Origin of the sequence: Mesorhizobium sp. C089B, assembly GCF_030323125.1 — a bacterium.
Taxonomy (GTDB): domain Bacteria; phylum Pseudomonadota; class Alphaproteobacteria; order Rhizobiales; family Rhizobiaceae; genus Mesorhizobium.
Window position 1 is genome coordinate 2,901,763 of the sequence record NZ_CP100469.1, and the last position, 24,040, is coordinate 2,925,802.

Sequence of the window (24,040 nt, forward strand, 5' to 3'; positions counted from 1 at the left end):
CGCAACAGGAAGCACATACAATGAAATATAGCCTATTGCATAATGTTGAGCCCTGGCATAGATAGGATGACGTCAACCGATCCACCCAGTGGAAAGCCCTCCATGTCCGAAGCTGACGCTACCTTGGGATCATCCTGGCGATTTGACAGGCCGGAGGACAATCCTCCCAGCCTGCGCGAGGTGAACTCCACGATCGCGGTGCCGCAGTCCGGCGTCTGGTTCCGTCGCCTGTTCGCCTTCATGGGACCGGGCTACATGGTCTCGGTCGGCTATATGGATCCGGGCAACTGGGCCACCGACCTCGCCGGCGGCGCCCAGTTCGGCTACACGCTATTGTTCATCATCATGCTGTCCAACCTGATGGCGATCCTGCTGCAGGCGCTTGCCGCCCGGCTTGGCATCGCCACCGGCCGCGACCTCGCCCAGGCCTGCCGCGCCTATTATCCGCGTCCCGTCAGTTTCGTGCTGTGGATCGCCTGCGAACTCGCCATCATCGCCTGCGACCTCGCCGAGGTGATCGGCACGGCGATCGCGCTGCAGCTTCTGTTCGGCATTCCGCTGATCGGCGGCGCGTTGCTGACGGCGCTCGACGCCTTCATCGTGCTGCTCTTGATGAACAAGGGTTTCCGCTATCTCGAAGCCTTCGTCATCGCGCTTTTGATCATCATCTTCGGCTGTTTCGCCATCCAGATCTTTGCCGCTGCCCCTCCGGTCGGCTCGATCCTGCATTCGATGTTCGTGCCGTCGACGGAGATCGTCACCAATCCGGCGATGCTCTACATCGCCATCGGCATCATCGGCGCCACGGTGATGCCGCACAATCTCTACCTGCACTCCTCGATCGTACAGACACGCGCCTATGAACGGACCGAAAAAGGCAAGCGCGACGCCATTAAATGGGCGACGACGGACTCGACCATCGCGCTCGTCCTGGCGCTGTTCGTCAACGCCTCGATCCTGATCGTCTCGGCGGTGGCCTTCCATGGCACCGGCCATCAGGATGTCGCCGAGATCGGCCAAGCCTTCGAGCTCTTGTCGCCACTGCTCGGCCTCGGCATCGCCTCCATCCTGTTTGCGGTGGCGCTGCTGGCCTCCGGCCTCAACTCGACGGTTACGGCAACGCTTGCCGGCCAGATCGTCATGGAAGGCTTTTTGCGCCTGCGCATTCCGCAATGGGCGCGCCGGCTGCTGACGCGCGGCATCGCCATCGTCCCGGTGGTGGTCGTCACCGCGCTCTATGGCGAAAAGGGCACCGGCCAGTTGCTGGTCTTCAGCCAGGTGGTACTGTCGATGCAGCTGCCCTTCGCAGTCATCCCGCTGGTGCAGTTCGTCTCCGACAAGAAGAAGATGGGCAACCTTGCCATTCCCCGCGGCGTGGCGGTCCTCGCCTGGGTCGTCGCGGCGGTCATCCTGGTGCTCAACTTCAAGCTGCTCTACGACACCGTCTTCGGCGTCGGCTGAGTTTCATTCCCGACCGCGACAAACCGGCCGCTTGCGCTATCTTGATCGCCATCATGACAAGTGTCGAAGACGCCAGGAAATTTTACGCGCAACTGATGGCGGCCAATGCCGGCTCGGCCGACCCGCGCCTCGAAGAGGCGTTTGCCACCGTGCCGCGCGAGGCCTTTCTCGGTCCCGGACCCTGGGCGGTCGTCGCCGGCAGGGCGCTCACCACCGGCAACGGCAAGATCATGACGCCGAGCGCCGATCCTGTTCACATCTATCAGGACGTGCTGGTGGCGCTCGATGCCGACAAGGGCATCAACAATGGCGAACCCTCCCTGCACGCCATGTGGAGAGGCAGGATCGCTCCCAGACCGGACGAGGCCGTCACCCACATCGGCGCCGGCACCGGCTACTACACCGCCTTGCTGGCCCGGCTGGTTGCGCCCGGCCCGGTGACCGCCTTCGAAATGGAGGCCGATCTTGCTGCCAGAGCGACAAAGAATCTCGAGACCTACGGCAATGTAAGCGTCGTCCACGGCGATGCCGTCACCGGCGATCTGGCGCCGTCCGACATCATCTATGTCAATGCCGGTGTCGTCGCACCGCCGGCTCCTTGGCTTCGGGCGCTGAAAGCGGGCGGCCGCATGATCTTTCCCTGGCGTCCGTCCCAGGGCGTCGGCCTGGCCGTGATGGTAACCCGCAACGACAAGGGCTTTGCCTGCGACCCCTTCATGCGCTCGTGGTTCATCCCCTGCGTCGGCGCCTCGGCGGCCGGTTCGGCGGCCAAAATCCCCGACCTCCAGAAGGCGGCGCGCAGCCGTTCGATCTGGCTGACGTCAGACAGGGCGCCGGACCGGACCGCCACCGCCATCATCGGCGACGTCTGGTTTTCGTCGCAGGCGCTTGGCGGCGGGCGACGGCGGTAGGTACCCTTGTCGGCCGGCAGCGTTTTTTTGCCAACGCCTGTCGGGCGGCCGCCGGCCTGTCCGTCCTTAGATCGAAATCCGGCCCTGACGGCGCGGATCCTGGAAAAGGAAAATCCAATGCGAAAGATCATCGCTTCCACCTTCGTCAGCCTCGACGGCGTCATGCAGGCGCCAGGCGGCCCGGAAGAAGACCCGGTTGGCGGCTTCGAATTCGGCGGCTGGACGTTCCACTACTTCGACGAGGTGGCGGGGGTGGCCATGGAGGAATTGTTCTCCAAACCCTTCGCCCTGCTGCTCGGCCGCAGAACCTACGACATCTTCGCCGCTTACTGGCCGTATCAGAAAGATGCCATCGGAGATGCCTTCAACCCTGCGACTAAATATGTGGCGACGCATCGGCCGGATTCGCTCACCTGGGAAAATACGCAATGGCTTGGAGAAGATATCGTCGCGGCGTTGCGCCGCCTCAAGAAGGAAGATGGGCCTGACCTGCTCATCCAGGGTTCGAGCGAGCTGATCCAGACTTTGCTGGCCAACGGGCTGATCGACGAGATCCGGTTGATGATCTTCCCGCTGCTGCTGGGCAAGGGCAAGCGGCTGTTCGATGGTGGTGCGATGCCCGCCGCTTTCAAGCTGGTCAAGTCGCAGGCCACTACCACAGGCGTCATCATGGCGACCTACGAACGCGGGGGTGAGGTCAAGGTCGGGTCGTTCGCTACGCAGAAGCCGTCAGAGGCCGAGCTCGAGCGGCGTAAGAACTGGAAGTAACAGGGACAGGCTTGGCACCTTCCTCTCCCCCGATCGACGGGGAGAGGAAATGCAAGTTCTGTCAAGCCGCCACAGCCCGCCGTGCCAACCCACCCCGGATATACCGCGCGAACTCCTGCGCTGCCGGCGCCGTGCCGTACTTCGGCAAATGCAGATTGATGGAAAAATTCGGCAGCGGCGGCAGCCCGGCATCAAAAGCCAGGATGTCAAGATCGGCAGGCACGGTGGAGGCCAGCCAGGCGGTGACGGCAAGGTCGGAGCGCACCGTCGCGGTCGTGGCGTCGATGTTGCCGTTCTCGAACACGGTGCGCCATTCCAGCCCGTGCTCGTTCAGCGCCGACAGCACCACCGGGCGGAAGGCGCAGGTGTCGGCGACGATCGACACCGGCAGCGGCCGCTTGGCGCGGGCGACGCCGCCCTTGGCCCCCACCCAGACCAGCCGGTCAATGGCCAGGCACTCACCGGCCGACGGGCCGACCCGTTCCTCGATGACGGCAAGGTCGATGGTGCCGGCCGCGAGGGCCGCGGCAAGGTCCGGCGAAGCCGCACAGAGCAGTGAAATCTCGACCTGCGGATAGGTCTCGGCATAGGCCTTCAGCACCGGCGCCAGCAAAGTGCCGACAAGGTCATAGGGAACACCGAGCCGCACCTGGCCGGCGACCTCGGTGCCCGCCATCTCGGCCCAGATCTCGTCATTGAGGCCAAGCAACCGTTTGCCCTTGCCGAACAGCCGCTCGCCGGGCCGCGTCAGCCGCAAGCCACGCCGGTCGCGCTCGAACAGGCTGCAGCCCAGCGCCTCCTCCAGCCTTTTGATCTGCTGGCTGACGGCGCCTTGCGTCAGATGCAGCGCGTTCGCCGCCGCCGTCATGCTGGCCTTGTCGGCGACAGTGACGAAGGTGCGGATCAGCGCTGTGTCGAGGTTACGGATCATGGTTGGCATTATATCTGCTAATGCCAACCATCGCAAACATTGCATTTACTGAAGTATGCAGAAGTCTACCGTAGGGCCTTCGATGGAGGACGCCTCACGTTGCAGCCCATCTTTCCGCTCATCCTGTTTGCCTTCGTGGCCACCGTCACGCCGGGAATCGCCACCACCCTGTCGACTGCTTCAGGTGCGCAGTTCGGCTTTCGCCGTTCCGTTCCCCTATTGATCGGCAGCGCTGCCGGCCTCGCCACCGTGACCGCTGCTGCCGCCGCCGGGCTCGCCGGTCTGCTGCTGGCTATGCCTTCGCTGCAACTGGCGATGAAAATCATCGGCTCGCTCTATCTCATCTGGCTGGCAATCAAGATCGGCCGCGCCGGGCCGCCTAATCTCGATGTGGCGATGGCAAAACCCAACAGCTTCTTCGGCGGCGCCGGCATTCAATGGATGAACCCGAAGGGCTGGGCGATGGGACTGGGGGCGGCGGCCTCGTTCGCAGCCCTTGCCGACGGGCCGGGACAACTCGCGCTGCTGCTCGGCTCGACCTTCGGCCTCACTGCAGCCGTCTCGCTGTCGATCTGGTGCGTGGCGGGCATGGTGCTGGCACGGCTGCTCGAGACCGAATGGCAATGGCGCGCGCTCAACATCGTGCTGGCGCTGGTGCTGGCTGCATCGATCATACCGATGTGGCGGGGAGCGTAAACGCAGAGGTCGGCGCCAGTACCCCCACCCGGACCTGCGGTCCGACCTCCCCACAAAGGGGAGGTAGGGGAGCGCGCACTTTACCCTCCCCCTTGTGGGGAGGGCCGCGAACGAAGTGAGCGGGGTGGGGGTCCTGGTTCGCGAAGCGAACCAGCTACTCTCAAGCAGCATAGCGGGCAGCAGGCTTGTCGGCGTGCAGGCTGCCGTAGAAGACTTGCCTTGCGCCGAGGAAGGTGTCGAGCTTGGTCGCATCGGCAAGTGCCGGCACGGTGACGGCTTCGCCCCTGGATAGGCCCACAAGCGCGGCATCGACCATATCGTCGGCGGACATGATGATCTCCTTCGGCAGATTGTCGATGTCGCCGCCGGCAAGCTCCCAAAAATCGGTGCGGGTCGCGCCCGGCAGCACCGCCTGCACCTTCACATTGGTGCCGGCGACTTCGCGGTGCAGCGCCTCGGTGAAGTTGACGACATAGGCCTTGGTGCCGCTGTAGATGCCGCCGAACGAGGTATCATAGGCGAGCACAGAGGCGATGTTGACGATGGCGCCGCGGTTGCGCGCAAGAAGCCCCGGCAGAACGGCGCGGGTCAGGCGGGTCAAGGCGATGACGTTGACCTTGATCATGCGCTCGGCCTCGTCGGCGTCGGCCGTTGCCACCAGGGCCTGGCCACCAATGCCGGCATTGTTGACCAGCAGCGTGACGCTGTCGTCGGCTGCGATCGCCTGCTCGACGCGGCGCACATCATTGTCGTCGGCAAGATCGGCTGATATCACGCTGACCTTGCGCTTGTAGGCATATCGCAGCTTTTCAGCCAGTTCCTCCAGCCGGTCGGCGCGCCGCGCTACCAGCACCAGATCGTAGCCCTGCCCGGCCAGCCGGTCGGCATAGACAGCACCTATGCCGGCCGATGCGCCGGTGACGACTGCGGTACCCTTGTTGTCCTGTCCACTCATTGTCCTGTTCCTTTTTTCTGCCCGGCGAGACAGGTCGATGAACCCTCGTCCCGCCCTGATCTCCAATTAGTGGCATATACCACTTTCAGGGAAGTAGGCATATACCACTATCTTGTCAACGGAGGCGGCAGAAACTATTTCTGCGGCAGGCCGGCAGCGGTTTTGTCGGCAAGGAGTCGTGATGAGCAAGACCGCGCTGCCGGGATTTAGCCTTTGCAACAACGCCACGCTGCGGCGGGCCGCGCGCAAGCTCGGCCGCTTCTATGACGATGTAATCTCGCCTTCGGGTCTGAAGGGCACGCAGTACGGCCTGCTCTACCAGATCCATGTCAGCAACGAGCCGGCGATGGGCACGATAGCCGAAGCGATGGTCATGGATCTCTCGGCGCTCGGCCACACGCTGAAGCCGCTGATCCGCGACGGCTATGTCGACACCTTCGCCGACAAGGACGATCGCCGCGTCAAGCGGGTGCGGCTGACCGACCAAGGCCTGGCCAAGCTCGAGGAGACGACGAAATTGTGGACCATTGCCCAGCAGCGCTTCGAGGCGCTGGTCGGCCCGCAACGAGCGGCAGATCTGCGCGCTATGCTGGATGAAGTCGCGGCGCTGGACTACGACGTGCCCGCGGCCGCCCCTTCAAGCTGAAAGAGCGGCCGCCAGTGATTTGCAAAGGTCTATTCCGCCGGCATGGCGACCGGCCGGGCCGCCCAGCGGCCGGCCAGCACCACGCCAAGCCCGATCAGCGGGAAGATGGCGGCGACCAGGCCGAGATCGGCCGGCACGCCGTAGCGCAGCACGGCGCCGCCGACCACAGCACCCAGCGCCACGCCAAGATAGAGCGCCGAAGCGTTGAGCGACAGCACGATCGGGGCGGCGTCGGGCGCCAGCTTGATGATGCGGCTGGCCTGCGCCGGCGGAAATGCCCAGCCAACCATGCCCCACGGCACCATCATGGCCATCAATGCCGGCCCGGCGAGATGCTGCGGCAGGAAGGTCGGGATGACCGAGAGCATCACCAGCATGACGGCGCTCAGCGCCAGCGACCAGCCGACGGTGCGCGTCGCACCAAAACGGTCGGCCGCCTGGCCGCCGGCTATGTTGCCGATGACGGCGCCGACACCGAAGGCGAGCAGCATGCCGGGCAGCGCAATCGGGCTGAGGCCGCCGCTCTGGATGGCCAGCGGTGCGATATAGGAAAACACCGAGAAGGCGCCGATCAGGGCAAGAGCGGTGGTCAACAGGATCGGCATGACCCCGGGGCGCAGCGCCGCAGCCAGCCGCCGCCTGAGCGGCAGCTTGGTACCGACAATGCCGCGCGGCAGCCGGTACCACAGGATGGCGCCGACCAGCGCGCCGAGCCCGGCAATGGCAAAGAAGGTCCCGCGCCAGCCGGCTATCGTGGCAACCAGCGCGCCGAGCGGTGCACCGAGCGCAACCGCCACCGTGGTTCCGCCGACGACGACGGCAATGGCCCGCGCCCGGTGGTGGTCATCGACCAGCGCCACCGCCGTGCCTTGAGCGGTCGCGGCAAACAAGCCTGACGACAGCGCCATGATGATGCGGGCAATGAGCAGCAGTTCGAAGGACGAGCTCAGCGCCGCCACCACATTGCCGATGACGAAGAACGCCAGCGTCCACAAGATGACGCGGCGCCGGTCCCATTCGCCGGTCAGCGTTGCCAGGATCGGCGTGCCGATGGCGTAAGCCAGCGCGAAGGCGGTGATCAGCGTGCCGGCGAGCGGAATGGAAATGCGGGCGTCGGTGGCGATATCAGGCAGCAGGCTGGAGATGACGAAGCCTTCGGTCGAGATCGTGAACGATCCGAGCGCAAGCCAGAAGAGGCGCTTGTCCATAGGGCGTGTCCTTAGTTCAAAACTTATTGAACAATTGGACATAACAGGACATGATGTCAATGAAGCCAGGTGAAAATAGCTGAAGCCTGCTGACAGCCCTGTGTCAGGACAGCCATTGGGCCAATCGCGAAAACGGACTGTGCATGCCCGCGAAAGATCGACGCGTTGAAATCGCCACCGACTGTGCTTAGTTTCGGGCCATGACTTTGCCGCACCCCAATACAGACCAGATCAGCCTGCCGGTTGTGCTCGGCGTGCTTGGCGACCCGACCCGGCTCGCCATCGTGCGCTATCTCGCCAGCAAGGAAGGCGTGCCGCTGAACTGCAGCCGGTTCCTCGACCTCGGCTCCAAGACCAATCTCAGCTATCACCTGGCCAAACTGCGCGAGGCCGGCGTCACCCGCGCCGAGGTGGCCGGCACCAACCGGATGATCACGCTGCGCCGCGCCGACCTCGACGCCCGCTTCCCCGGCCTGCTCGATAGCGTGATTGCGGCGGCCGGAGATGATCCGGCACTGCCCATCGTCGGTGGCCACGACATCGAAATGCCGGGCTAACCGGTTCAGAGGTCAAGGTCCTAGCGCTGCCAAAAACCGATATGCGGGGCGAGGAGCTCCTCGTCCATCTCGGGGAAGGGTCCGTGGACCTCGACCGGTTTCTGCCCGGAGCCGAGGACTGTGCGCGACGAGAGGTTCATCGTCGGGTTCTCGGCGTGGTTGCCGGTCAGCGCGAGAAGCTTGGTCTCCTCGAAGCCGTAGACCAGCCGGCCGATATTGGCCCAGTACAGCGTTCCCGTGCACATCGCACAGGGCTCGCCGGTTGTGACCAGCGTGCAGGACCAGAGGAATTCCGGCGGATAGGCGTCCGCGGCACGCCGGGAGAGCTCCGTTTCGGCGTGGCGCACGGTGTTGATGTTTCCTTGCCGCATCAGGATGCGATCGTCGGGGCCGACGAGCACGCAGCCGAAAGGATGGTGCCCATGCGCGGCAGTCTCGCGCGCGACATCATTGGCGGCGCGAAGGTGAGCAACCATCTGGTCGGGAGTCATCGCCTGTCCTCCCCCGGATGAACTTCGGAACGGCGTGGACGCTAGCAGATGGAGTGCTTCCGCGATAGGCGGGGCTCCCGTCTGTCTCCAACGGGCAGAAGGGCTTGATAATGAAGGCAGGGGCTTGATAACGAAGACGGGCCGCAAGCCTTAACGGGCTGCACCAAGGGAGCCCTCGCATGCGCATTGCCGTTCTCGCCGATATCCATGGCAATGTGCTGGCGCTGGATGCCGTGCTCGCCGATCTGGCGCGGCGCGGCGGCGCCGATCTCACCGTCAACCTTGGCGATTGCGTCTCCGGCCCGCTCTGGCCGCGCGAGACGTTTGAGCGGCTCGAAGCGCTCGACCTACCGACGGTGCGCGGCAACCATGACCGCCGCGTCGCCGTCGATCCCGCAGACGATACGATGTGGGCTTCTGACCGGTACGCCCAGGAGCGGCTGACGGAGACGCAGCGCGAAGCCCTGCTCGCCCTGCCCTTCACGCTGGAGATTGTTCCCGGCGTGGTCGCTTTCCATGCGCGGCCCGACCATGACGAGAAATACCTGCTCGACGCGATCGTCGATGGCCAACTGGTGCGCGCGCCGCTTGCCGCTATTCAGCGGCGGTTGCAGGCGCTGGACCCGGCCTGCCGCGTCGTGCTGTGCGGCCACAGCCACCGCGCGGAACTGGTCCGTATCCCCGGCGGCCCCTTCCTCTTCAATCCCGGCAGCGTCGGCGCCCCCGCCTATGAAGATGACACGCCCCCGGCGCATGTTTCGGAGCAAGGCAGCCCGCATGCGCGCTACGGCATCCTCACCTTGGATGGCGAAGAACCCGACCGTTTTGAGACCATCGCCGTCGACTACGACCACGAAGCGGCGGCGAGACAGGCCGCACAGGCGGGCCGACCGGAATGGGCGCATGCGCTGAGGACCGGCTTCATGCCCAAACCCTCTTGGCAAGGCTCCGCTTGACCGCATGGCTGCGCCCTGCCTCGGCCTCGCGGCACCAAACATCGGACGCATTTTCAGACTTACATGGCCGCGTATCGTCCCTTATAAAACCGCCTTGGCATACGGTAGGACTGCTGCCGCGAGGTAATCGGCGCATGATGAGGCGCACAATCCGAACCATTTTGCATCGACTAACTGGCGCTCCGCTCCTGCGGGCCCCGTTGCTCATGGGGCTGTTGCTCATGGGCCTGTTGCTGGTGAGCATGCCGGCGAATGCCGAGGACGCGCCTGCCGACATCGTTTCCATCGTGACCGAGCTCGGCCCAGGCGATCTCCTCAACATCCGCGCCACGCCGTCGCCTGTGGGCAGAACCCAGGCGCGCCTGCCGATCGGGTCGAGCGTCAAGAATTTCGGCTGCAGCGAGGTGGACGGCCACCGCTGGTGCAAGGTCGAGGAGATCGACAATCCACTGGTCAAAGGCTGGGCGCCCGCGCGCTATCTTATCCCCGACAACCCGACCGTGGTCGAAGTTGACGCCGCGCCGCCCCAGGTGACCGCCAGCGCTGAAGCCGGCGGCCCGGCGCTCGCGCCCGACATGCCGACGCAGCCGGCCGACGTGGCCGCAGCGCCCCCGACAACTGCACCCGCCGCCTCTGCCGCTCCGGCTGCACCCACTCAGGCTCCACCCACCCCGGCTGCACCCGCGCCGGCTCCACTCGACCTGACGGAGCGCCTTGGCGGTACGGATCCAGGCGCGCCGAAGTCCGCCGCCGAGATCGGCAGGACCGCCATGCAGGATGCTTACGGCCTTGCCTTCGCAGCGAATGAAAGCCCGCCGATGGACGAAATCCCCGCCACAGAGGCTCCGGCAACGGAGGCCACAGGGACGCCGGAACTCGCCGCCGCCGCGTCTGCGGGAGCAGCGCCGGATACAGCGTCCGCGCCGGGGGTACCATCCCCGACGCCACGGCCAGACCAGGCCAAAGCTGCGACCGCTACGCAAACCGTTGCACGGCTGGAACCCCCGCCCGCCCTCGGCGCCACCGCCGAGATCCCCTGCGCTCGTTATGTCGGCCAGCCGATGACCCGCTGCGCCGTCAACATCGTCCACAATGGCGCCGACAAGGCAGACATCACCGTGACCTGGCCCGATGGCGGCACGCGCGTCATCTCCTTCTCTGCCGGCATGCCGGCCAACTCGGATTCGCCCAGCGAGTTCCGCTTCACAAGGGAAGGCAGCCTCAACATGATCCGCATCGGCGCTGCCGAGCGGTTTGAGATTACGGATCAGCTCGCGCTGGGGGATTAGGTGTTGGGCAGTAGGGAATAGGCAGTAGACGCCTTAACCTCGCTCCTGCCCAATCCCACTGCCTGATCCCTACTGCCTAATCCCTACTGCCTGGCCTCATTTTCGGGGTTACATCTCCCAAAACTCTTCCCTATAAGGCCCTCCTAGCCTGATACCAGAATCGCAAGCACAACCGGCCGGGTCTTCCCGTCCCGGTTTTTCGTGCAAGCCGCTCGCCGAACGGAACTCACAACGATGCCAAGACGCACCGACATCAAGTCGATCCTGATCATCGGGGCCGGCCCCATCGTCATCGGCCAGGCCTGTGAGTTCGATTATTCCGGCACACAGGCCTGCAAGGCGCTGAAGGAAGAGGGCTTTCGCGTCATCCTGGTCAATTCCAACCCGGCCACCATAATGACCGACCCGGAACTGGCCGACGCCACCTATATCGAGCCGATCACGCCTGAAGTCGTCGCCAAGATCATCGCCAAGGAGCGGCCCGACGCGCTGCTGCCGACCATGGGCGGCCAGACCGCGCTCAACACCGCTCTGTCGCTGCGCCGCATGGGCGTGCTCGAGCGCTACAATGTCGAGATGATCGGCGCCGACGCCACGGCAATCGACAAGGCCGAGGACCGGGCGCTGTTTCGCGAGGCGATGAAGAAGATCGGCCTCGAAACGCCGAAGTCGATGCTGGCCAATGCCACCGACGTCAAGAATGCCGACCGCAAGACGCACGAGGCCGAGCGCGCCGCCGTAAAGGCCGAGGCGCCCGCCGACCTCGATGCCGCGCTCGACGCGCTGGAAACCCGCTGGAACCTCGGCGAAGGCGACCGCAAGCAGCGCTACATCAGCCATGGCATGGCGATCGCCGCCCAGGCGCTCGACCATGTCGGCCTGCCCGCCATCATCCGCCCGTCCTTCACCATGGGCGGCACCGGCGGCGGCATCGCCTACAACCGCGCCGAATTCTACGACATTGTCCAGTCCGGCCTCGACGCCTCGCCGACCACCGAAGTGCTGATCGAGGAGAGCGTGCTCGGCTGGAAGGAATATGAGATGGAGGTCGTCCGCGACAAGGCGGACAATTGCATCATCGTCTGCTCGATCGAGAACATCGACCCGATGGGCGTACACACCGGTGACTCGATCACCGTTGCCCCCGCGCTGACCTTGACCGACAAGGAATACCAGATGATGCGCAACGCCTCGATCGCGGTGCTGCGCGAGATCGGCGTCGAGACCGGCGGCTCCAACGTGCAGTTCGCCGTCAACCCGGCCGATGGTCGGCTGGTCGTCATCGAGATGAACCCGCGCGTCTCGCGCAGTTCCGCTTTGGCTTCGAAGGCGACCGGCTTCCCGATCGCCAAGATCGCGGCCAAGCTCGCCGTCGGCTACACGCTGGACGAGCTGGAGAACGACATCACCGGCGGCGCCACGCCCGCCTCCTTCGAGCCAAGCATCGATTACGTCGTCACAAAAATCCCGCGCTTTGCCTTCGAGAAATTTCCCGGCGCCGAGCCGGTGCTTACCACCGCCATGAAGTCGGTCGGCGAAGTCATGGCCATCGGCCGCACCTTCCAGGAGTCCCTGCAGAAGGCTTTGCGTGGACTGGAAACCGGCCTCACCGGCCTAGACGAGATCGAGATCCCCGGCCTCGGCCACGGCGCCGTGGCTGCCAACCACGCCGACGACCGCAACGCCATTCGCGCCGCATTGGGCACGCCGACGCCCGACCGGCTGCGCATGGTGGCACAGGCGATCCGCATGGGCACCTCGCTCGAAGACGTGCACGCCATGTGCAAGATCGACCCGTGGTTCCTCGAACAGATCGCCGGCATCGTTTCCATGGAAGCCCGCATCCGCGAGCACGGCATCCCGCAGGACGCCGTCAATCTGCGCATGCTGAAGGCGATGGGCTTCTCCGATGCTCGCCTCGCCTCGCTGACGAAGACCGACGCCGAAGTGATTGCGAAGATTCGTGAAAAGCTCGACGTTCATCCGGTTTATAAGCGCATCGACACCTGCGCTGCCGAGTTCGCCTCGCCGACCGCCTACATGTACTCGACCTATGAAGTCCCGTTCGCCGGCGCGCTCGCCAACGAGGCGCAGGTGTCATCGCGAAAAAAAGTCGTCATCCTCGGCGGCGGTCCGAACCGCATCGGCCAGGGCATCGAGTTCGACTATTGTTGCTGCCATGCCGCCTTCGCGCTGCGCGACGCCGGCTATGAAGCGATCATGATCAACTGCAATCCCGAAACGGTGTCGACCGACTACGACACCTCCGACCGGCTCTATTTCGAGCCGCTGACCGCCGAGGACGTGCTGGAGATCCTGCGCGCCGAACAGGCCTCGGGCGAACTCGTCGGCGTCATCGTCCAGTTCGGCGGCCAGACGCCGCTGAAGCTGGCCGATGCGCTGGAGAAGGCCGGCATCCCGATCCTCGGCACCTCCCCCGACATGATCGATCTCGCCGAAGACCGCGACCGTTTCCAGAAGCTCTTGCACAAGCTCAACCTCAGCCAGCCGAAGAACGGCATCGCCTATTCGGTCGAGCAGGCGCGCCTGGTCGCCGGCGAGCTCGGCTTCCCGCTTGTGGTGCGCCCCTCCTATGTGCTGGGTGGTCGCGCCATGCAGATCATCCATGATGAAGGCATGCTGCAGAGTTACCTGCTCGACACCGTGCCCGGCCTGGTGCCGGAGGACATCAAGCAGAAATACCCCAACGACAAGACCGGCCAGATCAACACGCTGCTGGGCAAGAACCCGCTTCTGTTCGACACCTATCTCTCCGGCGCCATCGAGGTCGATGTCGATTGCCTCTGCGACGGCACGTCGACCTTTGTCTCAGGCATTCTCGAACACATCGAAGAGGCCGGCATCCACTCCGGCGACAGTGCCTGCTCGCTCCCTGTTCACTCGCTGCCTTCCGAGCTGGTCGACGAGCTGGAGCGCCAGACGGCGGCGCTTGCCCGCGCGCTCAATGTCGGCGGCCTGATGAACGTGCAGTATGCGATCAAGGACGGCACGGTCTATGTGCTGGAGGTCAACCCGCGGGCGTCACGCACCGTGCCCTTCGTTGCCAAGACCATCGGCCGTCCGATCGCCAAGATCGCCGCCCGCGTCATGGCCGGCGAAAAACTGGAAGACGCCTTCGCCCATTACGGCGCCATGCCCGACCCCAGGAACCCCGGCCACATCGCGGTCAAGGAAGCCGTCTTCCCCTTCGCCCGCTTCCCCGGCGTCGACATCCTGCTTGGCCCGGAAATGCGCTCGACCGGCGAGGTCATGGGCCTCGACCGCGACTTCGCGCTCGCCTTCGCCAAGAGCCAGCTCGGCGCCGGCGTTGATCTCCCCCGCTCCGGCACGCTGTTCGTCTCGGTGCGCGACGAGGACAAGGCCGGCATCCTGCCGGCGGTCAAGCGCCTCGCCGGCCAGGGCTTCAAGGTGCTCGCGACATCCGGCACGGCCCGCTTCCTCGCCGAAAACGGCGTCGACGCCCAGAAGATCAACAAGGTGCTGGAGGGCCGCCCCCACATCGAAGACGCCATCCGCAACCGCCAGGTCCAGATCGTCTTCAACACGACGGACGGCCAGAAGGCGGTGTCGGACTCCAAGTCGCTGCGCCGCGCCACGCTGATGCAGAAGGTGCCGTATTATACGACGCTGTCGGGCGCCGCGGCGGTGGCGGAGGCGATTGCGGCGTTGAAGGCGGGGAGCCTGGAAGTCAGGCCGCTGCAGGAGTATTTTGCGTAGGCGATTAGCTCCCTTCTCCCGTTCAACTGGGAGAAGGGAGTTGATCGGGTAATCGCCACCGCATCCAGAATCACTTCTGACGCATCGACCTCTTTCTCTTAGCTCCCCTGGAGCTCAAAGAATTCCTGTTAAACACATATAATCTGTCATCAAGCTGGTTGCCATCTAAGGAGCCTAGCCTAGCCTTAGCTTCTCTATATTCATCTATGGCTATTGACACATTCCACTCTTCTTCGACAACACTAACGACCCAACCAAAATACCAAAATCGGAACGGACTCCGTCGCCGTTCCAAACCACCTCTTCTCTAAAATGCAGCCGCCTCATCGGAAATATCGGCCGAGTTCCCATTCTAACAGAAAAGACATTATCATCTAGTACTATGCTTCCAAGTTTATTGGACGAAACAGCTGCATAACTTCTTCGCATCAGGCTCAGAGATGCATCATGAATAAACTTGACTTCCCCCTCTACACGAAGAAAATTCCTTAAATCGTTAATCGATGCTGCTGGGCCTGCCCTTTCCATTATAGGAAGGGATTCATCCTTAATCCCAAGATGCAACAAAGTTTCGGCAAGCCCGACTGATATTCCAAAGTCGATATTCTCCTTACGAATAAGGTTGACTTGATCACTAATCCAATCGCTATAGTCTTCTCTAGAACCTCGTAAGCACGCTATGTCTCGTGAGATTGCGTTAGTCGTACCCAAGAAAATTCCTGACAGTCCATTTATTTGATCGGCCTTCAATCCGCCCACCGTAATTATTCCATCGAGCTCCGGGCCAATATAGTAATCCGGCCTTGGGTTCAAAAAGCCGAAGCCAAGGATTTCCCCAGACTTCGCGATAACGGGGCGAGCACGTCTCGCGTCTTTCATCAACTCCTTTTGAATTTGCTTTATCGAGCCAAATCTCTCGTTATTTGAGCGATCAGCGTCAAACGTTCTTCTAACCAAGCCAGGTGGATCAAGCTCTTTCCAGGAGTTAGCTGGAATGCTCAATTGATATCCACCATCACCATCATCAACTATCTCTATATTTACGTCACAACTGCACGCTATTCTCTCTATGCTTTTTGAGAAATACCCGACCTCTCGACCTCTAGGAAAAAGCTTCTCAGGCTTATCGAAAATCTTCACGCTGACAATAGTGCCTGGATCCACAAGTCTTTTCGACTCGTTCGCGTATCGAATAAACGGTCGAGTAGAAATTCCGGAATTAAACACCAGCTCAATTGTTTTCTCCAAAGGGGCAGAAGGCCGCCTTGTCCAAACTGAGACCTGATCTCCGAGCATGAAGACGGAAAAGAACCCTATGCCGAAGCGCCCTGTGCTCTTATATCCCTTCGCGTACAAGCCCGGCAATTCGAGATAGGAAAGCGAAGACTCCCAATAGCTTGAGCCAAAATCTAATAACTTAGAATTGATAGCTTCCAAAGACATGCCAATCCCATCGTCGGAGATATCAATATAGGTTCCATTGTCACTTACTCTCTTGCGGACCCTTATCTTTTCCCAATCGTTTCCCCGACCCTCAATAAGCCGACGGGCCCTAACTGCGTCGCAGCTATTTTGTATCAGCTCACGTAACGCAACTAGCGGATTATCGCCGTAAAGGCCCCGACCACCCAGTATAGAAACAATTTTGGACACGTTTGAAATTCTGATTTGAGCATCAACCGGAACCCAGTCCCTTGTCCCCACGTTCTTTTCCATAAGCGCAGGAGTTTCAACGTTCGACACGCCGCGTACTGCCAAGCGACAGTCAGTCCGTGTATCCGCCAAAAGTGCATCTGTAGATCGCAACTCGGCATCTACATATCTCAACGTGTCATAGCAGAGCCACCAGGCCGCAGATTCCGTCTCGCTGAACCTTCTAGTGCTGGCGTAGGAAAGGCGGTCGCCAACAGCGATAGGTCGACCTAACATTTCCTGAAAAATCCAATGGTCTCGGCTGATTGGTGGTAGGTTGCGAAATAGCTGGGTAAAATATGGAGCGCGGCGGGAGTCTAAATGAGCAACATCGCACGCTCTCAATATGCACGACAACTTGAGAAGATCGCACGTCCATTCTGGAGGAAGGAACGGAGGAGACCCAATTATTCTATTTAAGTAGACATGTATTTTCTCTATACTTTCCCAGTGACTTTTGGCGACAGCACCTATCACCTCACCAAATGAATTACGAAGCCTTTCGTCATCAATTATGTATATCTGCTTGCCATTCCTATCTACCCAAAACTGGTTGGCAACATCTACCGACTTCTCGGCGTGCATAAGCCTTAGAGACTCAGCAGTGGCCATTTTATCTAAATCGGCTTCGACACGAAGGCCAGACCAATTTATATCACTTCTATATAGAGCACTCAAGTCCTTCCAAATAGTTGTCTTCTTAAGATCATCGAGGCCATTCGGGTAGGCAGCTAGCGACATACCAGCGTCATGGGTAAGAAAGCTCAACCCTAAGACATACGCCTCAGCTGGATTGAGATCTAGGCTATCGCCAATAATAAGATCGCAGTACTCCCAAAGAGCATCAAGATGCGTTATATCGTGGGAAGTATATTCAGGCAAATCTCTAGCTATTTCCTGAACTAGTAACGACGCCTTGGTGCGCGCGGCGAGAAAGGAGCTTCGCAAAATCCCCCTTTCCTCGCCAAATTTATCTTGTGATTTGATTTCTAAAGACGATGACCATGTTTTAGTTGATCTGAAGTCGACCATTTTATGCTCCCACTCCCCAATCTACATGCCCAACCAACTTATATCTATGTGAATAGAACGGGTTGCAAGCTCTTTCGCTTTCTGCTGCCTCCCGGCCCGCAGCGCGGTTGAGATAGCCTTGTGTTTTTGGAGTCTTTTAGATTTAAGAAGGCTTTGGCCCCCTCACCCCACCGCCACGCACTCGATCTCGATATCAAACTCCATCGGCCACGACGCCACAGGCACGAAGCTGCGCGCCGGCGGATTGACGCTGAAGTACTTGGCGTAGACCCGGTTGATGGCGTTGTAGAAGCCGGAATTGACGGCGTAGATGCGCACCATCACCACATTGTCGAGCGAGGTTCCCGCCGCTTCCAGGCAGTGTTTCAGCGCCTTCAGCGACGCCTCGGTCTGCGTTTCGATGTCGCCGCGCACCATCTCGCCGGTCACCATGTCCACCGGCGGCGTCGCCGATATGAACACGAAGCCGTTGGCCCGGACCGCTGTCGAGCAGGGCAGCCCGAGCGCCCGCACCTTGGCCGACATGACGGGCACTTCGATGACTTCTTTTTTCATGGTGATCTTCCCCTTGTTTGCCAAGCTGGCGCCAAGGCCCCCTCACCCAGCCTCCGCTTCGCTCGGCTGACCGTTCCGGGGCGAGCCACGTGTCTCGCCCGTCCTTCAGACCCCCGAGGGGAGAGGAGCCGGTCAGCGCCAGCGCTTCCCTCTTCTCCCCAGCGGGGAGAAGGTGGCCGCGAAGCGGTCGGATGAGGGGACCGGCGCCACCTTTAATCGTGAGGAACTTATCCTGTCGCCCAGCGAACACCAGCGCCGAAGCATGGTCCAGCGCTCACCCCTGCCCCGGATACGGCGTGCCGTCCTTGTGCAGGAACCTGCCGTCCGAACTCGGGCTCATCATGTCGATGTCGGAGCAAGTGATGAGATCATCCGGATTGCGCGAGCCGACCTCGAGATAGCGCGCCGTTGTGGACGAGCGGTTGATCATGTGGTGGCCGTTGCCACTGTTCTTGGCAAAGGTCCCGCAGTCGCCGGCCTTGAGCAGCGTCTCGCCGCCATCCTCGACCAGCACCAGTTCGCCTTCCAGCACATAGACGAGCTCGTCCTCATGGCTGTGCCAGTGGCGCTGGCTGGACCAGCCGCCTGATGGCAATGTCATCAGGTTGACGCCGAAATCGGTGAGGCCGCCGGCATCGCCGAGGCGGTGGCGTGTGCGCTCGGCGCAAGGGGCGTCGAAGGGTGCGGGGTAGCCGGAGCCCTTGCGGACAGGCACGGTGGACAGGTCGATCTTGGGCATGGGAGCTCCATTGAATTGGTGGCGGCAGTGTATGTCACTGCCGCCGCAGCCACAGAGCCACTTTGCCGCAATGCCTTGCCAACGGCAGGCATCGGCCGTCGCACTCTACGGCGCCCCCCTCTGTCCTGCCGGACATTTCCCCCACAAGCAGGGAGATTGGCTGTCGCCTCAGCCTTCGCCAATTTTCACCGTCGGTAGAAAAGCACGGCGCCGACGCTGCTGATCTCCCCACTCGTGGGGAGATGTCCGGCAGGACAGAGGGGGCGCCGTAGAATGCTGTTGCTGGCCAGTCACCAACCCTCAACCCTGATGCGCGGCCGCGAGTTCCTTCACGTGCTTCTCGTGCATCTGCAGCGTCGGCAGCGTCTTCTTGGCGAATTCCTTCATCGCCGGGTCGTCGCCCGAGTTGGCATAGGTGCTGAACAGGGCAACGGCCTCCTTGTGCGCGTCCGTCTGCATCTGGATGTACTTGGCGTCAAAATCCTTGCCGCTTGTGCTCTTCAACTCGTCGAGCATTGCCTGCTCCTTCGGCTGCAGGGCCGGTCCCGCGGCTTTGGTCGAACCGGTGGTCTGGCCCTGGCTCAGCGCCGCCTTGAACTCCTTGCCGGCTTTGGTGTGGTCCTTGACCATCTGCTTGGCGAATTTCCTGACGTCAGCCGCCTTGGATTTCTCCTCGGCGAGCTTGCTCGACTGGATTTCGAATTCGTTGGAGCTAGGCACGGTCTTGACGAAGGTTGGGGTATCGACCTTGCTGGCGGCCATGGCAGGCGCGACCGCAGTCGAGTTGGCCGCAAAGGCGGCAGGGGCACCGGCGAACAAGGCGACGGCGGCAATGGTGAGAAGCGTTTTCATCTGAGGTCTCCGATTTGAAAATTTCCCTCGGCTAATCAAACGCGGCATTGGCGGCAGGGTTGCGTCCGGAGAACTATTCGTCAGCGACCATCTGCCGAAGAGCCGTCCCGAGCCCCTGGCGGACAAACCTCAGGACAGCACGCCTCGCCATATTGCAGCTGTTCGTTCCAGTTCGGCCGACCCTCAGGCGTGAAATCCATAAAGGTTCCACAGGATCTCGCAGATGCCGATGGCGCGCTGATCCTAATGGACGGCGCTGCATTGGGAGCCGGTTGCACTTCCCTGTATTGCGTCTGCAGGTTAGATTTCCGGAGCTGGGGAGACACATGCAAGAGGATGAAGAGATCGATCTGCGCTGCCCGCAAGTGGTGGCCGACAATGCCGCCAAGGGGTTGAGGCTGCGCAAGCAGTTCGGCCGGGGCGGCACCGAGATCGGCGTGGCGCGGGCGACGGAACTCAAGAACCGCGAAAAGCTGGCGCCCTCGACCATCCGCCGCATGGTCAGCTATTTCGCCCGCCACGAGGTCGACAAGCGCGGCAAGAATTACGGCAATGAAGACAATCCATCGGCCGGCCATATCGCCTGGCTGCTGTGGGGCGGCGACGAGGGCCGCGCCTGGGCGATTGAGCTCAAAAAGAAGATCGGCAATGCGCCCGATATCTGAGGGCGACCGCAAAACGACTGGCGGGCCCCAAACCCCCGCCTGGGACCCGCCAAGGAGTGGCTGAACACATGCCGGTGCAGCCCCTCCACATCTGCCAGTCGTCGATCCGCCATCGGTCGAAAGGCATGGAAGGTGAGGTAGCATCCGGTTGCGGCGGCCTATGTGAAGCAGTTCACAATCCGAAGGATTTCAACAGCGCTCGAGCAATTCCAGGAAAAGTGGGAACCGGTTTTCCCGGGAAAAAGCGCGTAGCGTCTTTCCCAGGGAATTGCGGCAAGAAAGCCTTACCCTTCCCAGGCGACAGGCATCATTCCCAGCCGCTCGTAGAGCCGGAGCGCGGCGGCGTTCTCGACCGTGTTGGTCTTGAGGTCGACATGGGCCGCGCCCCGATCGCGAAAGGCGTTGAAAGCCTGCCACATCAGCGCTTCGCCAATGCCTTGGCCGCGCGCTTCGGGATGGACCGCGAGGTCCTTGACGAAGGCCCTCGTCCAGCACAGCGCTGCCGCCGCCAGCCGTCCCTTGGCGTCGATGACGAGGAAACACAGCGCCGGGTCGAATTCGGCATCGCTGGATATGCGCGGCCACCATTCGTCGAACGGGCCGTCGGTGCCGTCGTCGAACACCTCGGTCAAAAGCGCATGCAAGGACTGCGCGTCACCATGTTCGAAGCAGCGCATGGTAAAGCCGTCCGGCCAGTGCGGTGCAACGAGCGTCTCGTCGAGGATCTTGCGCAGCCGGATGTCGTTTGGAGCCGGCGGGCGCGGTTCAGGCATCGCGCTCAGGCGTCGGGCTGCAGCCGGCGGCGCTTGCGGTCGACACCGAGGCCGGTGGCCTCGAGCAGGCCTTTGCGCTTGGCGTCGAAATAATAGCCGGTCTGGTAGAGCCAATCGGCCTTCTTGGCGTTGCCACCCGCCACCAGCCAGGCGCCACGCAGATATTTGACCGCGTATTTCAGATTGGTCTCGGCGTCGAACAGGCCCTTGGCCGGCCCGTCATAGCCCATGCCGCGCGCCGTCGCGTGCTTGATCTGCATCAGCCCCCAATGGCCGTTATTGTAAGCCTTGGGATTGTAGGTGCTTTCGCGGTTGACGACGTGGCGCACCAGATCGACCGGCACCTCGTAGAGAGCAGCGTATTTCTGGATCAGCCGGTCGACGTCGCCGCGCATGCCGGTCGCATGCTCTTCTTCCGGGAGACCGAGGGGCGCGGCGGGGAACTGGCCCAGGGAAGCAGGGTTCTGCGGCACGACATAGGCTACCTGCTGCACGCCGGGCATGGCGTTCTGGCCGCCCTTGGCGGTCGCCGGCATGACAAGGCCGGCGGTCGTATATTGCGCCGCGACCGGCTGTCCGGCCTTGGCGGGCGCAGGCGCCTGCCAGGCGTTGGCGGCCATCACCGCAGGCAGGGCCGGGGCCGTGGGCGTCGCGCCAGCAAAGGCCGCGGTCGCGGCAACCGGCAGCGCAGCGGCATCGAGCGCTGGCGTGGCCGGCGTCGCTTCGGCCGACTGAACGGGTGTTATGCCCGAGGATTGCGGTAGCACCGAAACCGTATCGGGCAGCGGCAAGGTGAAGCCGGCATCGCTGCCGGCGGCGGTCGCGGTTTCGGTCAGCGCAGGCGTAGCCTTCATCTGCGAGGTCGATTGGCAGCCGCTGAGGGCAGCTGCGCCGACGATCACAGAGATCGCGAAAAGGTTGAATTTTGCTGGCAAGCCGCGCGGGTCCGATTTGTCGGTTGTTAAGAAGTCCTTACACCAGCGATTCCTGGTGGGCAATCGGGACCATCTGGTGGTTTTCGGGTGGCGAGAGCCGGGCTCAGATGCCATATTGTTCTGCATATGTACCGGTCGGCATCCTGGTTTTCGCCGCTTTGCGGAAAGGAGCGCATCATGGAAACGGCATCTTCGATCACAGCCGGCCACGCAGTGTTAGAAACAGTGATCGGCTTCATGGGCATCGCCTGGAGCGAAAAGGGCCTGATCCGGCTCTGCCTGCCCGAAAGGAGCCGCGAAGCGGTGGAGCGCCGGCTGATGCGGCATGCCGGTGTTGCCGCCAATACGACTGCGAACATTGGGCAGCCGCAATGGGTGGTCGAGCTGATCGCCTCGATCAAGGCGTATGCCACAGGCGAGGACGTCGATTTCTCCGGCGTGCCGGTCGATCTCGACGGCGTCGACGACTTCCGTCTCGCCATCTACGACGCGGCGCGAAAACTGCATTACGGCGAAACCACCACCTATGGCGAACTGGCCAAGCGCGCCGGCCAAGCCGGCCTGCCGCGCGAAACCGGGGCAGCGCTGGGCGCCAACCCGGTGCCGCTGGTCATCCCCTGCCATCGGATTCTAGCCGCGGGCGGCAAGATCGGCGGCTTCTCGGCGCCCGGCGGCTCGGCCACCAAGGAAAAGATGCTGGCCATGGAAGGCGTGCGCGTCGGCCCGCCGCCGGCGGCGCAGGTCTCGTTCGGGTTCTAGGAGCTTGAATGGTATGCCGGCTGGGTATGTTGAGATTCAGGTCAGGCCGCACCGAGAACTATGGTCTTCGAGAACCGGAGCGGAGCGTACTTAATGTACGTGGGCGCCGGAAGCGCAGAAGACCGGCCTCACTTGAATATCAATATGCCTAATGACGGCGCAGGAAGCGGCGGTGAAAATGGTCGTTCTCGATCCGCTTGCAGAGATAGACCGGGCAGGATTCGGTATCGGCGCTCGGCACATAGGCGCGCTTTCTGACCTCGCCGACATTGCAGAATTGCTGGCTCTGCACATAGCGGTCGAAGAGCGGCAGCCCCGGCACGCGCCTGGACTGATAGCGCAGGATGACCGCGCCCTGGCGGGCGATCGTGCCTTGCACCCTGTCGCAGCTCATACGAGTGGGGTCGTAGCGCGAGATCGCCTGCGCCTCGGCGGCCGCCAGCGTCAGGCAGGCGGCAAGCAGAATGGTTTTCACAACCGTTTTCATGACAGTCTCCCAAAACCGGACTAACGCCGTCGGGCGTCCCGATCTTCCCGATTGCTCGACGCTTTCATGCGATTGGGGCGGCCTTTGGGCGGCGCCACCGCAACGCCATTTTTCGAGCCATCTTGTTTTTGGTGCGAAACCCGCCTATATCAACTCCATTGATATTTCGGCCGATCGATCCGGGCCTCGCGATCTTCGCGTTTGCTGACGTCTATCTCCAAAATCTCGATACAAACCGGCTGAACCTCGGTTCGGTCAAACCAAAGCAAATGCGAGGACTATTCATATGGCAACTGGTACGGTCAAGTGGTTCAATGCCACCAAGGGCTTCGGCTTCATTCAGCCTGATTCGGGCGGTGCGGACGTTTTCGTTCACATCTCCGCTGTCGAGCGCGCTGGACTGTCGACCCTGGTCGAAGGCCAGAAAATCAACTTCGAGATCGAGCAGGACCGCCGCACAGGCAAGTCGTCCGCTGGTTCTCTGAGCAAGGCAGCCTGATTTTGCGATAGCGCGCGCCGGACGAGAGTTCGGGGCGCGCGGCAAGTCACGGATGTACTGACGGTCGCGCGAGAAGCGCGCTGGAGCAGAAAGACCCGACAAGCTGGATCAGCAGATAGCTGCCGGCCCGGACTTAAAGCTCCGATCAGGCTACCGAAAATGGGAAGGCGGGATTTATCCCGCCTTTTTGTTTGTCTGGAATTGGACGATGGCCATGCTAGTTTCGCCCCATGACCAAGCTCGAACAGATTGAAAGATCCATCGCAGCCCTGAACACCAAAGAACTAAAGGCCTTTACCAAATGGTTCGCAGCGTATCAGGCAGAGGTGTGGGATATGCAGATCGAGGCGGACGCCAAGGCTGGCCGGCTGGATAAGTTTGCCGAGCAGGCTTTGGCTGAACTTCACGCGGGCCGAGTTCGCCCTCTTTGAATGCGCGCTACGGC

24 protein-coding genes are annotated in these 24,040 nt (G+C 62.1%); 13 read left to right on the forward strand and 11 right to left on the reverse strand.

The features are described from left to right. The first annotated feature begins 102 nt into the window (after positions 1-102). The 3 genes from NLY44_RS14385 (at position 103) to NLY44_RS14395 (ending at position 3,140) form a co-directional block, all read left to right on the forward strand. Positions 103-1,461, forward strand: coding sequence for an Nramp family divalent metal transporter (locus NLY44_RS14385; RefSeq protein ID WP_023672432.1), 1,359 nt, complete (start codon positions 103-105; stop codon positions 1,459-1,461). Between the two features lie 53 nt (positions 1,462-1,514). Then, entirely contained in the window at positions 1,515-2,372 is an 858-nt protein-coding gene (locus NLY44_RS14390; RefSeq protein ID WP_023805961.1) for a protein-L-isoaspartate O-methyltransferase family protein, read from the forward strand. 117 nt (positions 2,373-2,489) lie between these two features. Then, positions 2,490-3,140 (forward strand): dihydrofolate reductase family protein, encoded by a 651-nt coding sequence (locus tag NLY44_RS14395; protein ID WP_023727458.1) that lies wholly within the window; start codon positions 2,490-2,492, stop codon positions 3,138-3,140. 61 nt (positions 3,141-3,201) lie between these two features. Here NLY44_RS14395 and NLY44_RS14400 read toward each other — a convergent pair whose 3' ends face one another. Continuing rightward, positions 3,202-4,080, reverse strand: a complete 879-nt coding sequence (locus NLY44_RS14400; protein WP_373420136.1) for a LysR family transcriptional regulator — start codon at positions 4,078-4,080, stop codon at positions 3,202-3,204. Positions 4,081-4,170: 90 nt separating this feature from the next. On the opposite strand from NLY44_RS14400, the gene NLY44_RS14405 reads away from it, so the two are divergent. Beyond that, on the forward strand, positions 4,171-4,767 hold the full coding sequence (locus NLY44_RS14405) for a LysE family translocator (protein ID WP_023805962.1): 597 nt from the start codon (positions 4,171-4,173) through the stop codon (positions 4,765-4,767). Between the two features lie 160 nt (positions 4,768-4,927). On the opposite strand, the gene NLY44_RS14410 is transcribed toward NLY44_RS14405, so the two are convergent. Continuing rightward, positions 4,928-5,722: an SDR family NAD(P)-dependent oxidoreductase gene (locus NLY44_RS14410; RefSeq protein WP_023741112.1), complete on the reverse strand. Its 795-nt coding sequence runs from the start codon at positions 5,720-5,722 to the stop codon at positions 4,928-4,930. A gap of 181 nt (positions 5,723-5,903) precedes the next feature. Between NLY44_RS14410 and NLY44_RS14415 the strand changes: the two genes are divergently transcribed. Then, complete coding sequence (locus tag NLY44_RS14415) at positions 5,904-6,368, forward strand: MarR family winged helix-turn-helix transcriptional regulator (RefSeq protein ID WP_023672426.1); 465 nt, start codon at positions 5,904-5,906, stop codon at positions 6,366-6,368. A 29-nt stretch (positions 6,369-6,397) separates the two neighbouring features. Here the strand turns inward: NLY44_RS14415 and NLY44_RS14420 are convergent, their stop codons facing one another. Beyond that, the gene (locus NLY44_RS14420) at positions 6,398-7,576 is read right to left on the reverse strand and encodes an MFS transporter (RefSeq protein WP_023683782.1); all 1,179 of its coding nucleotides are present in this window, start codon (positions 7,574-7,576) and stop codon (positions 6,398-6,400) included. Between the two features lie 200 nt (positions 7,577-7,776). On the opposite strand from NLY44_RS14420, the gene NLY44_RS14425 reads away from it, so the two are divergent. Further along, positions 7,777-8,133 carry an ArsR/SmtB family transcription factor gene (locus NLY44_RS14425; RefSeq protein WP_023689740.1) on the forward strand — a complete coding sequence of 119 codons (357 nt, stop codon included), beginning with the start codon at positions 7,777-7,779 and terminating at the stop codon, positions 8,131-8,133. Positions 8,134-8,153: 20 nt separating this feature from the next. On the opposite strand, the gene NLY44_RS14430 is transcribed toward NLY44_RS14425, so the two are convergent. Further along, the gene (locus NLY44_RS14430; protein ID WP_023805963.1) at positions 8,154-8,624 is read right to left on the reverse strand and encodes a nucleoside deaminase; all 471 of its coding nucleotides are present in this window, start codon (positions 8,622-8,624) and stop codon (positions 8,154-8,156) included. 179 nt (positions 8,625-8,803) lie between these two features. On the opposite strand from NLY44_RS14430, the gene NLY44_RS14435 reads away from it, so the two are divergent. The 3 genes from NLY44_RS14435 to carB all read left to right on the forward strand — a co-directional run bounded on the left by NLY44_RS14435 (position 8,804) and on the right by carB (position 14,607). Beyond that, positions 8,804-9,580 carry a metallophosphoesterase family protein gene (locus NLY44_RS14435; RefSeq protein WP_023805964.1) on the forward strand — a complete coding sequence of 259 codons (777 nt, stop codon included), beginning with the start codon at positions 8,804-8,806 and terminating at the stop codon, positions 9,578-9,580. A gap of 206 nt (positions 9,581-9,786) precedes the next feature. Then, complete coding sequence (locus NLY44_RS14440; protein ID WP_245263848.1) at positions 9,787-10,869, forward strand: SH3 domain-containing protein; 1,083 nt, start codon at positions 9,787-9,789, stop codon at positions 10,867-10,869. A 234-nt stretch (positions 10,870-11,103) separates the two neighbouring features. Further along, positions 11,104-14,607: a carbamoyl-phosphate synthase large subunit gene (carB, locus tag NLY44_RS14445; protein ID WP_023805966.1), complete on the forward strand. Its 3,504-nt coding sequence runs from the start codon at positions 11,104-11,106 to the stop codon at positions 14,605-14,607. A gap of 210 nt (positions 14,608-14,817) precedes the next feature. Here the strand turns inward: carB and NLY44_RS14450 are convergent, their stop codons facing one another. The 4 genes from NLY44_RS14450 to NLY44_RS14465 form a co-directional block, all read right to left on the reverse strand. Then, entirely contained in the window at positions 14,818-17,331 is a 2,514-nt protein-coding gene (locus NLY44_RS14450) for an HD domain-containing protein (RefSeq protein ID WP_286457522.1), read from the reverse strand. Between the two features lie 162 nt (positions 17,332-17,493). Next, the gene (locus NLY44_RS14455) at positions 17,494-17,886 is read right to left on the reverse strand and encodes a RidA family protein (RefSeq protein WP_023711190.1); all 393 of its coding nucleotides are present in this window, start codon (positions 17,884-17,886) and stop codon (positions 17,494-17,496) included. A gap of 274 nt (positions 17,887-18,160) precedes the next feature. Beyond that, positions 18,161-18,625 carry a cupin domain-containing protein gene (locus NLY44_RS14460; RefSeq protein WP_023805968.1) on the reverse strand — a complete coding sequence of 155 codons (465 nt, stop codon included), beginning with the start codon at positions 18,623-18,625 and terminating at the stop codon, positions 18,161-18,163. A 300-nt stretch (positions 18,626-18,925) separates the two neighbouring features. After that, the gene (locus NLY44_RS14465) at positions 18,926-19,477 is read right to left on the reverse strand and encodes a DUF4142 domain-containing protein (RefSeq protein WP_023733307.1); all 552 of its coding nucleotides are present in this window, start codon (positions 19,475-19,477) and stop codon (positions 18,926-18,928) included. 326 nt (positions 19,478-19,803) lie between these two features. Between NLY44_RS14465 and NLY44_RS14470 the strand changes: the two genes are divergently transcribed. Then, the gene (locus NLY44_RS14470; RefSeq protein WP_023672415.1) at positions 19,804-20,142 is read left to right on the forward strand and encodes a hypothetical protein; all 339 of its coding nucleotides are present in this window, start codon (positions 19,804-19,806) and stop codon (positions 20,140-20,142) included. Between the two features lie 284 nt (positions 20,143-20,426). On the opposite strand, the gene NLY44_RS14475 is transcribed toward NLY44_RS14470, so the two are convergent. Together NLY44_RS14475 and NLY44_RS14480 are read right to left on the reverse strand one after the other, a co-directional pair. After that, on the reverse strand, positions 20,427-20,915 hold the full coding sequence (locus NLY44_RS14475; protein ID WP_023805969.1) for a GNAT family N-acetyltransferase: 489 nt from the start codon (positions 20,913-20,915) through the stop codon (positions 20,427-20,429). 5 nt (positions 20,916-20,920) lie between these two features. After that, a complete protein-coding gene (locus tag NLY44_RS14480; protein ID WP_023805970.1) occupies positions 20,921-21,850 on the reverse strand; it encodes a lytic transglycosylase domain-containing protein in 930 nt (309 codons plus the stop codon). Between the two features lie 177 nt (positions 21,851-22,027). On the opposite strand from NLY44_RS14480, the gene NLY44_RS14485 reads away from it, so the two are divergent. Next, a complete protein-coding gene (locus tag NLY44_RS14485; protein ID WP_023805971.1) occupies positions 22,028-22,609 on the forward strand; it encodes a methylated-DNA--[protein]-cysteine S-methyltransferase in 582 nt (193 codons plus the stop codon). Between the two features lie 148 nt (positions 22,610-22,757). On the opposite strand, the gene NLY44_RS14490 is transcribed toward NLY44_RS14485, so the two are convergent. Beyond that, positions 22,758-23,084, reverse strand: a complete 327-nt coding sequence (locus NLY44_RS14490; RefSeq protein ID WP_023689728.1) for a hypothetical protein — start codon at positions 23,082-23,084, stop codon at positions 22,758-22,760. A gap of 298 nt (positions 23,085-23,382) precedes the next feature. On the opposite strand from NLY44_RS14490, the gene NLY44_RS14495 reads away from it, so the two are divergent. Continuing rightward, the gene (locus NLY44_RS14495; protein WP_015316174.1) at positions 23,383-23,595 is read left to right on the forward strand and encodes a cold-shock protein; all 213 of its coding nucleotides are present in this window, start codon (positions 23,383-23,385) and stop codon (positions 23,593-23,595) included. 230 nt (positions 23,596-23,825) lie between these two features. Next, positions 23,826-24,026, forward strand: a complete 201-nt coding sequence (locus NLY44_RS14500; RefSeq protein WP_023671961.1) for a hypothetical protein — start codon at positions 23,826-23,828, stop codon at positions 24,024-24,026. The last annotated feature ends 14 nt before the right edge of the window (positions 24,027-24,040 follow it).

Bases quoted from the DNA above. Each gene is read 5' to 3' on its own strand.
- NLY44_RS14385 (WP_023672432.1), top strand. From the start codon at position 103: ATGTCCGAAGCTGACGCTACCTTGGGATCATCCTGGCGATTTGACAGG.
- NLY44_RS14390 (WP_023805961.1), top strand. From the start codon at position 1,515: ATGACAAGTGTCGAAGACGCCAGGAAATTTTACGCGCAACTGATGGCG.
- NLY44_RS14395 (WP_023727458.1), top strand. From the start codon at position 2,490: ATGCGAAAGATCATCGCTTCCACCTTCGTCAGCCTCGACGGCGTCATG.
- NLY44_RS14400 (WP_373420136.1), bottom strand. From the start codon at position 4,080: ATGCCAACCATGATCCGTAACCTCGACACAGCGCTGATCCGCACCTTC.
- NLY44_RS14410 (WP_023741112.1), bottom strand. From the start codon at position 5,722: ATGAGTGGACAGGACAACAAGGGTACCGCAGTCGTCACCGGCGCATCG.
- NLY44_RS14415 (WP_023672426.1), top strand. From the start codon at position 5,904: ATGAGCAAGACCGCGCTGCCGGGATTTAGCCTTTGCAACAACGCCACG.
- NLY44_RS14420 (WP_023683782.1), bottom strand. From the start codon at position 7,576: ATGGACAAGCGCCTCTTCTGGCTTGCGCTCGGATCGTTCACGATCTCG.
- NLY44_RS14425 (WP_023689740.1), top strand. From the start codon at position 7,777: ATGACTTTGCCGCACCCCAATACAGACCAGATCAGCCTGCCGGTTGTG.
- NLY44_RS14430 (WP_023805963.1), bottom strand. From the start codon at position 8,624: ATGACTCCCGACCAGATGGTTGCTCACCTTCGCGCCGCCAATGATGTC.
- NLY44_RS14435 (WP_023805964.1), top strand. From the start codon at position 8,804: ATGCGCATTGCCGTTCTCGCCGATATCCATGGCAATGTGCTGGCGCTG.
- NLY44_RS14440 (WP_245263848.1), top strand. From the start codon at position 9,787: ATGGGGCTGTTGCTCATGGGCCTGTTGCTGGTGAGCATGCCGGCGAAT.
- carB (WP_023805966.1), top strand. From the start codon at position 11,104: ATGCCAAGACGCACCGACATCAAGTCGATCCTGATCATCGGGGCCGGC.
- NLY44_RS14450 (WP_286457522.1), bottom strand. From the start codon at position 17,331: ATGGTCGACTTCAGATCAACTAAAACATGGTCATCGTCTTTAGAAATC.
- NLY44_RS14455 (WP_023711190.1), bottom strand. From the start codon at position 17,886: ATGAAAAAAGAAGTCATCGAAGTGCCCGTCATGTCGGCCAAGGTGCGG.
- NLY44_RS14460 (WP_023805968.1), bottom strand. From the start codon at position 18,625: ATGCCCAAGATCGACCTGTCCACCGTGCCTGTCCGCAAGGGCTCCGGC.
- NLY44_RS14465 (WP_023733307.1), bottom strand. From the start codon at position 19,477: ATGAAAACGCTTCTCACCATTGCCGCCGTCGCCTTGTTCGCCGGTGCC.
- NLY44_RS14470 (WP_023672415.1), top strand. From the start codon at position 19,804: ATGCAAGAGGATGAAGAGATCGATCTGCGCTGCCCGCAAGTGGTGGCC.
- NLY44_RS14475 (WP_023805969.1), bottom strand. From the start codon at position 20,915: ATGCCTGAACCGCGCCCGCCGGCTCCAAACGACATCCGGCTGCGCAAG.
- NLY44_RS14485 (WP_023805971.1), top strand. From the start codon at position 22,028: ATGGAAACGGCATCTTCGATCACAGCCGGCCACGCAGTGTTAGAAACA.
- NLY44_RS14495 (WP_015316174.1), top strand. From the start codon at position 23,383: ATGGCAACTGGTACGGTCAAGTGGTTCAATGCCACCAAGGGCTTCGGC.
- NLY44_RS14500 (WP_023671961.1), top strand. From the start codon at position 23,826: ATGACCAAGCTCGAACAGATTGAAAGATCCATCGCAGCCCTGAACACC.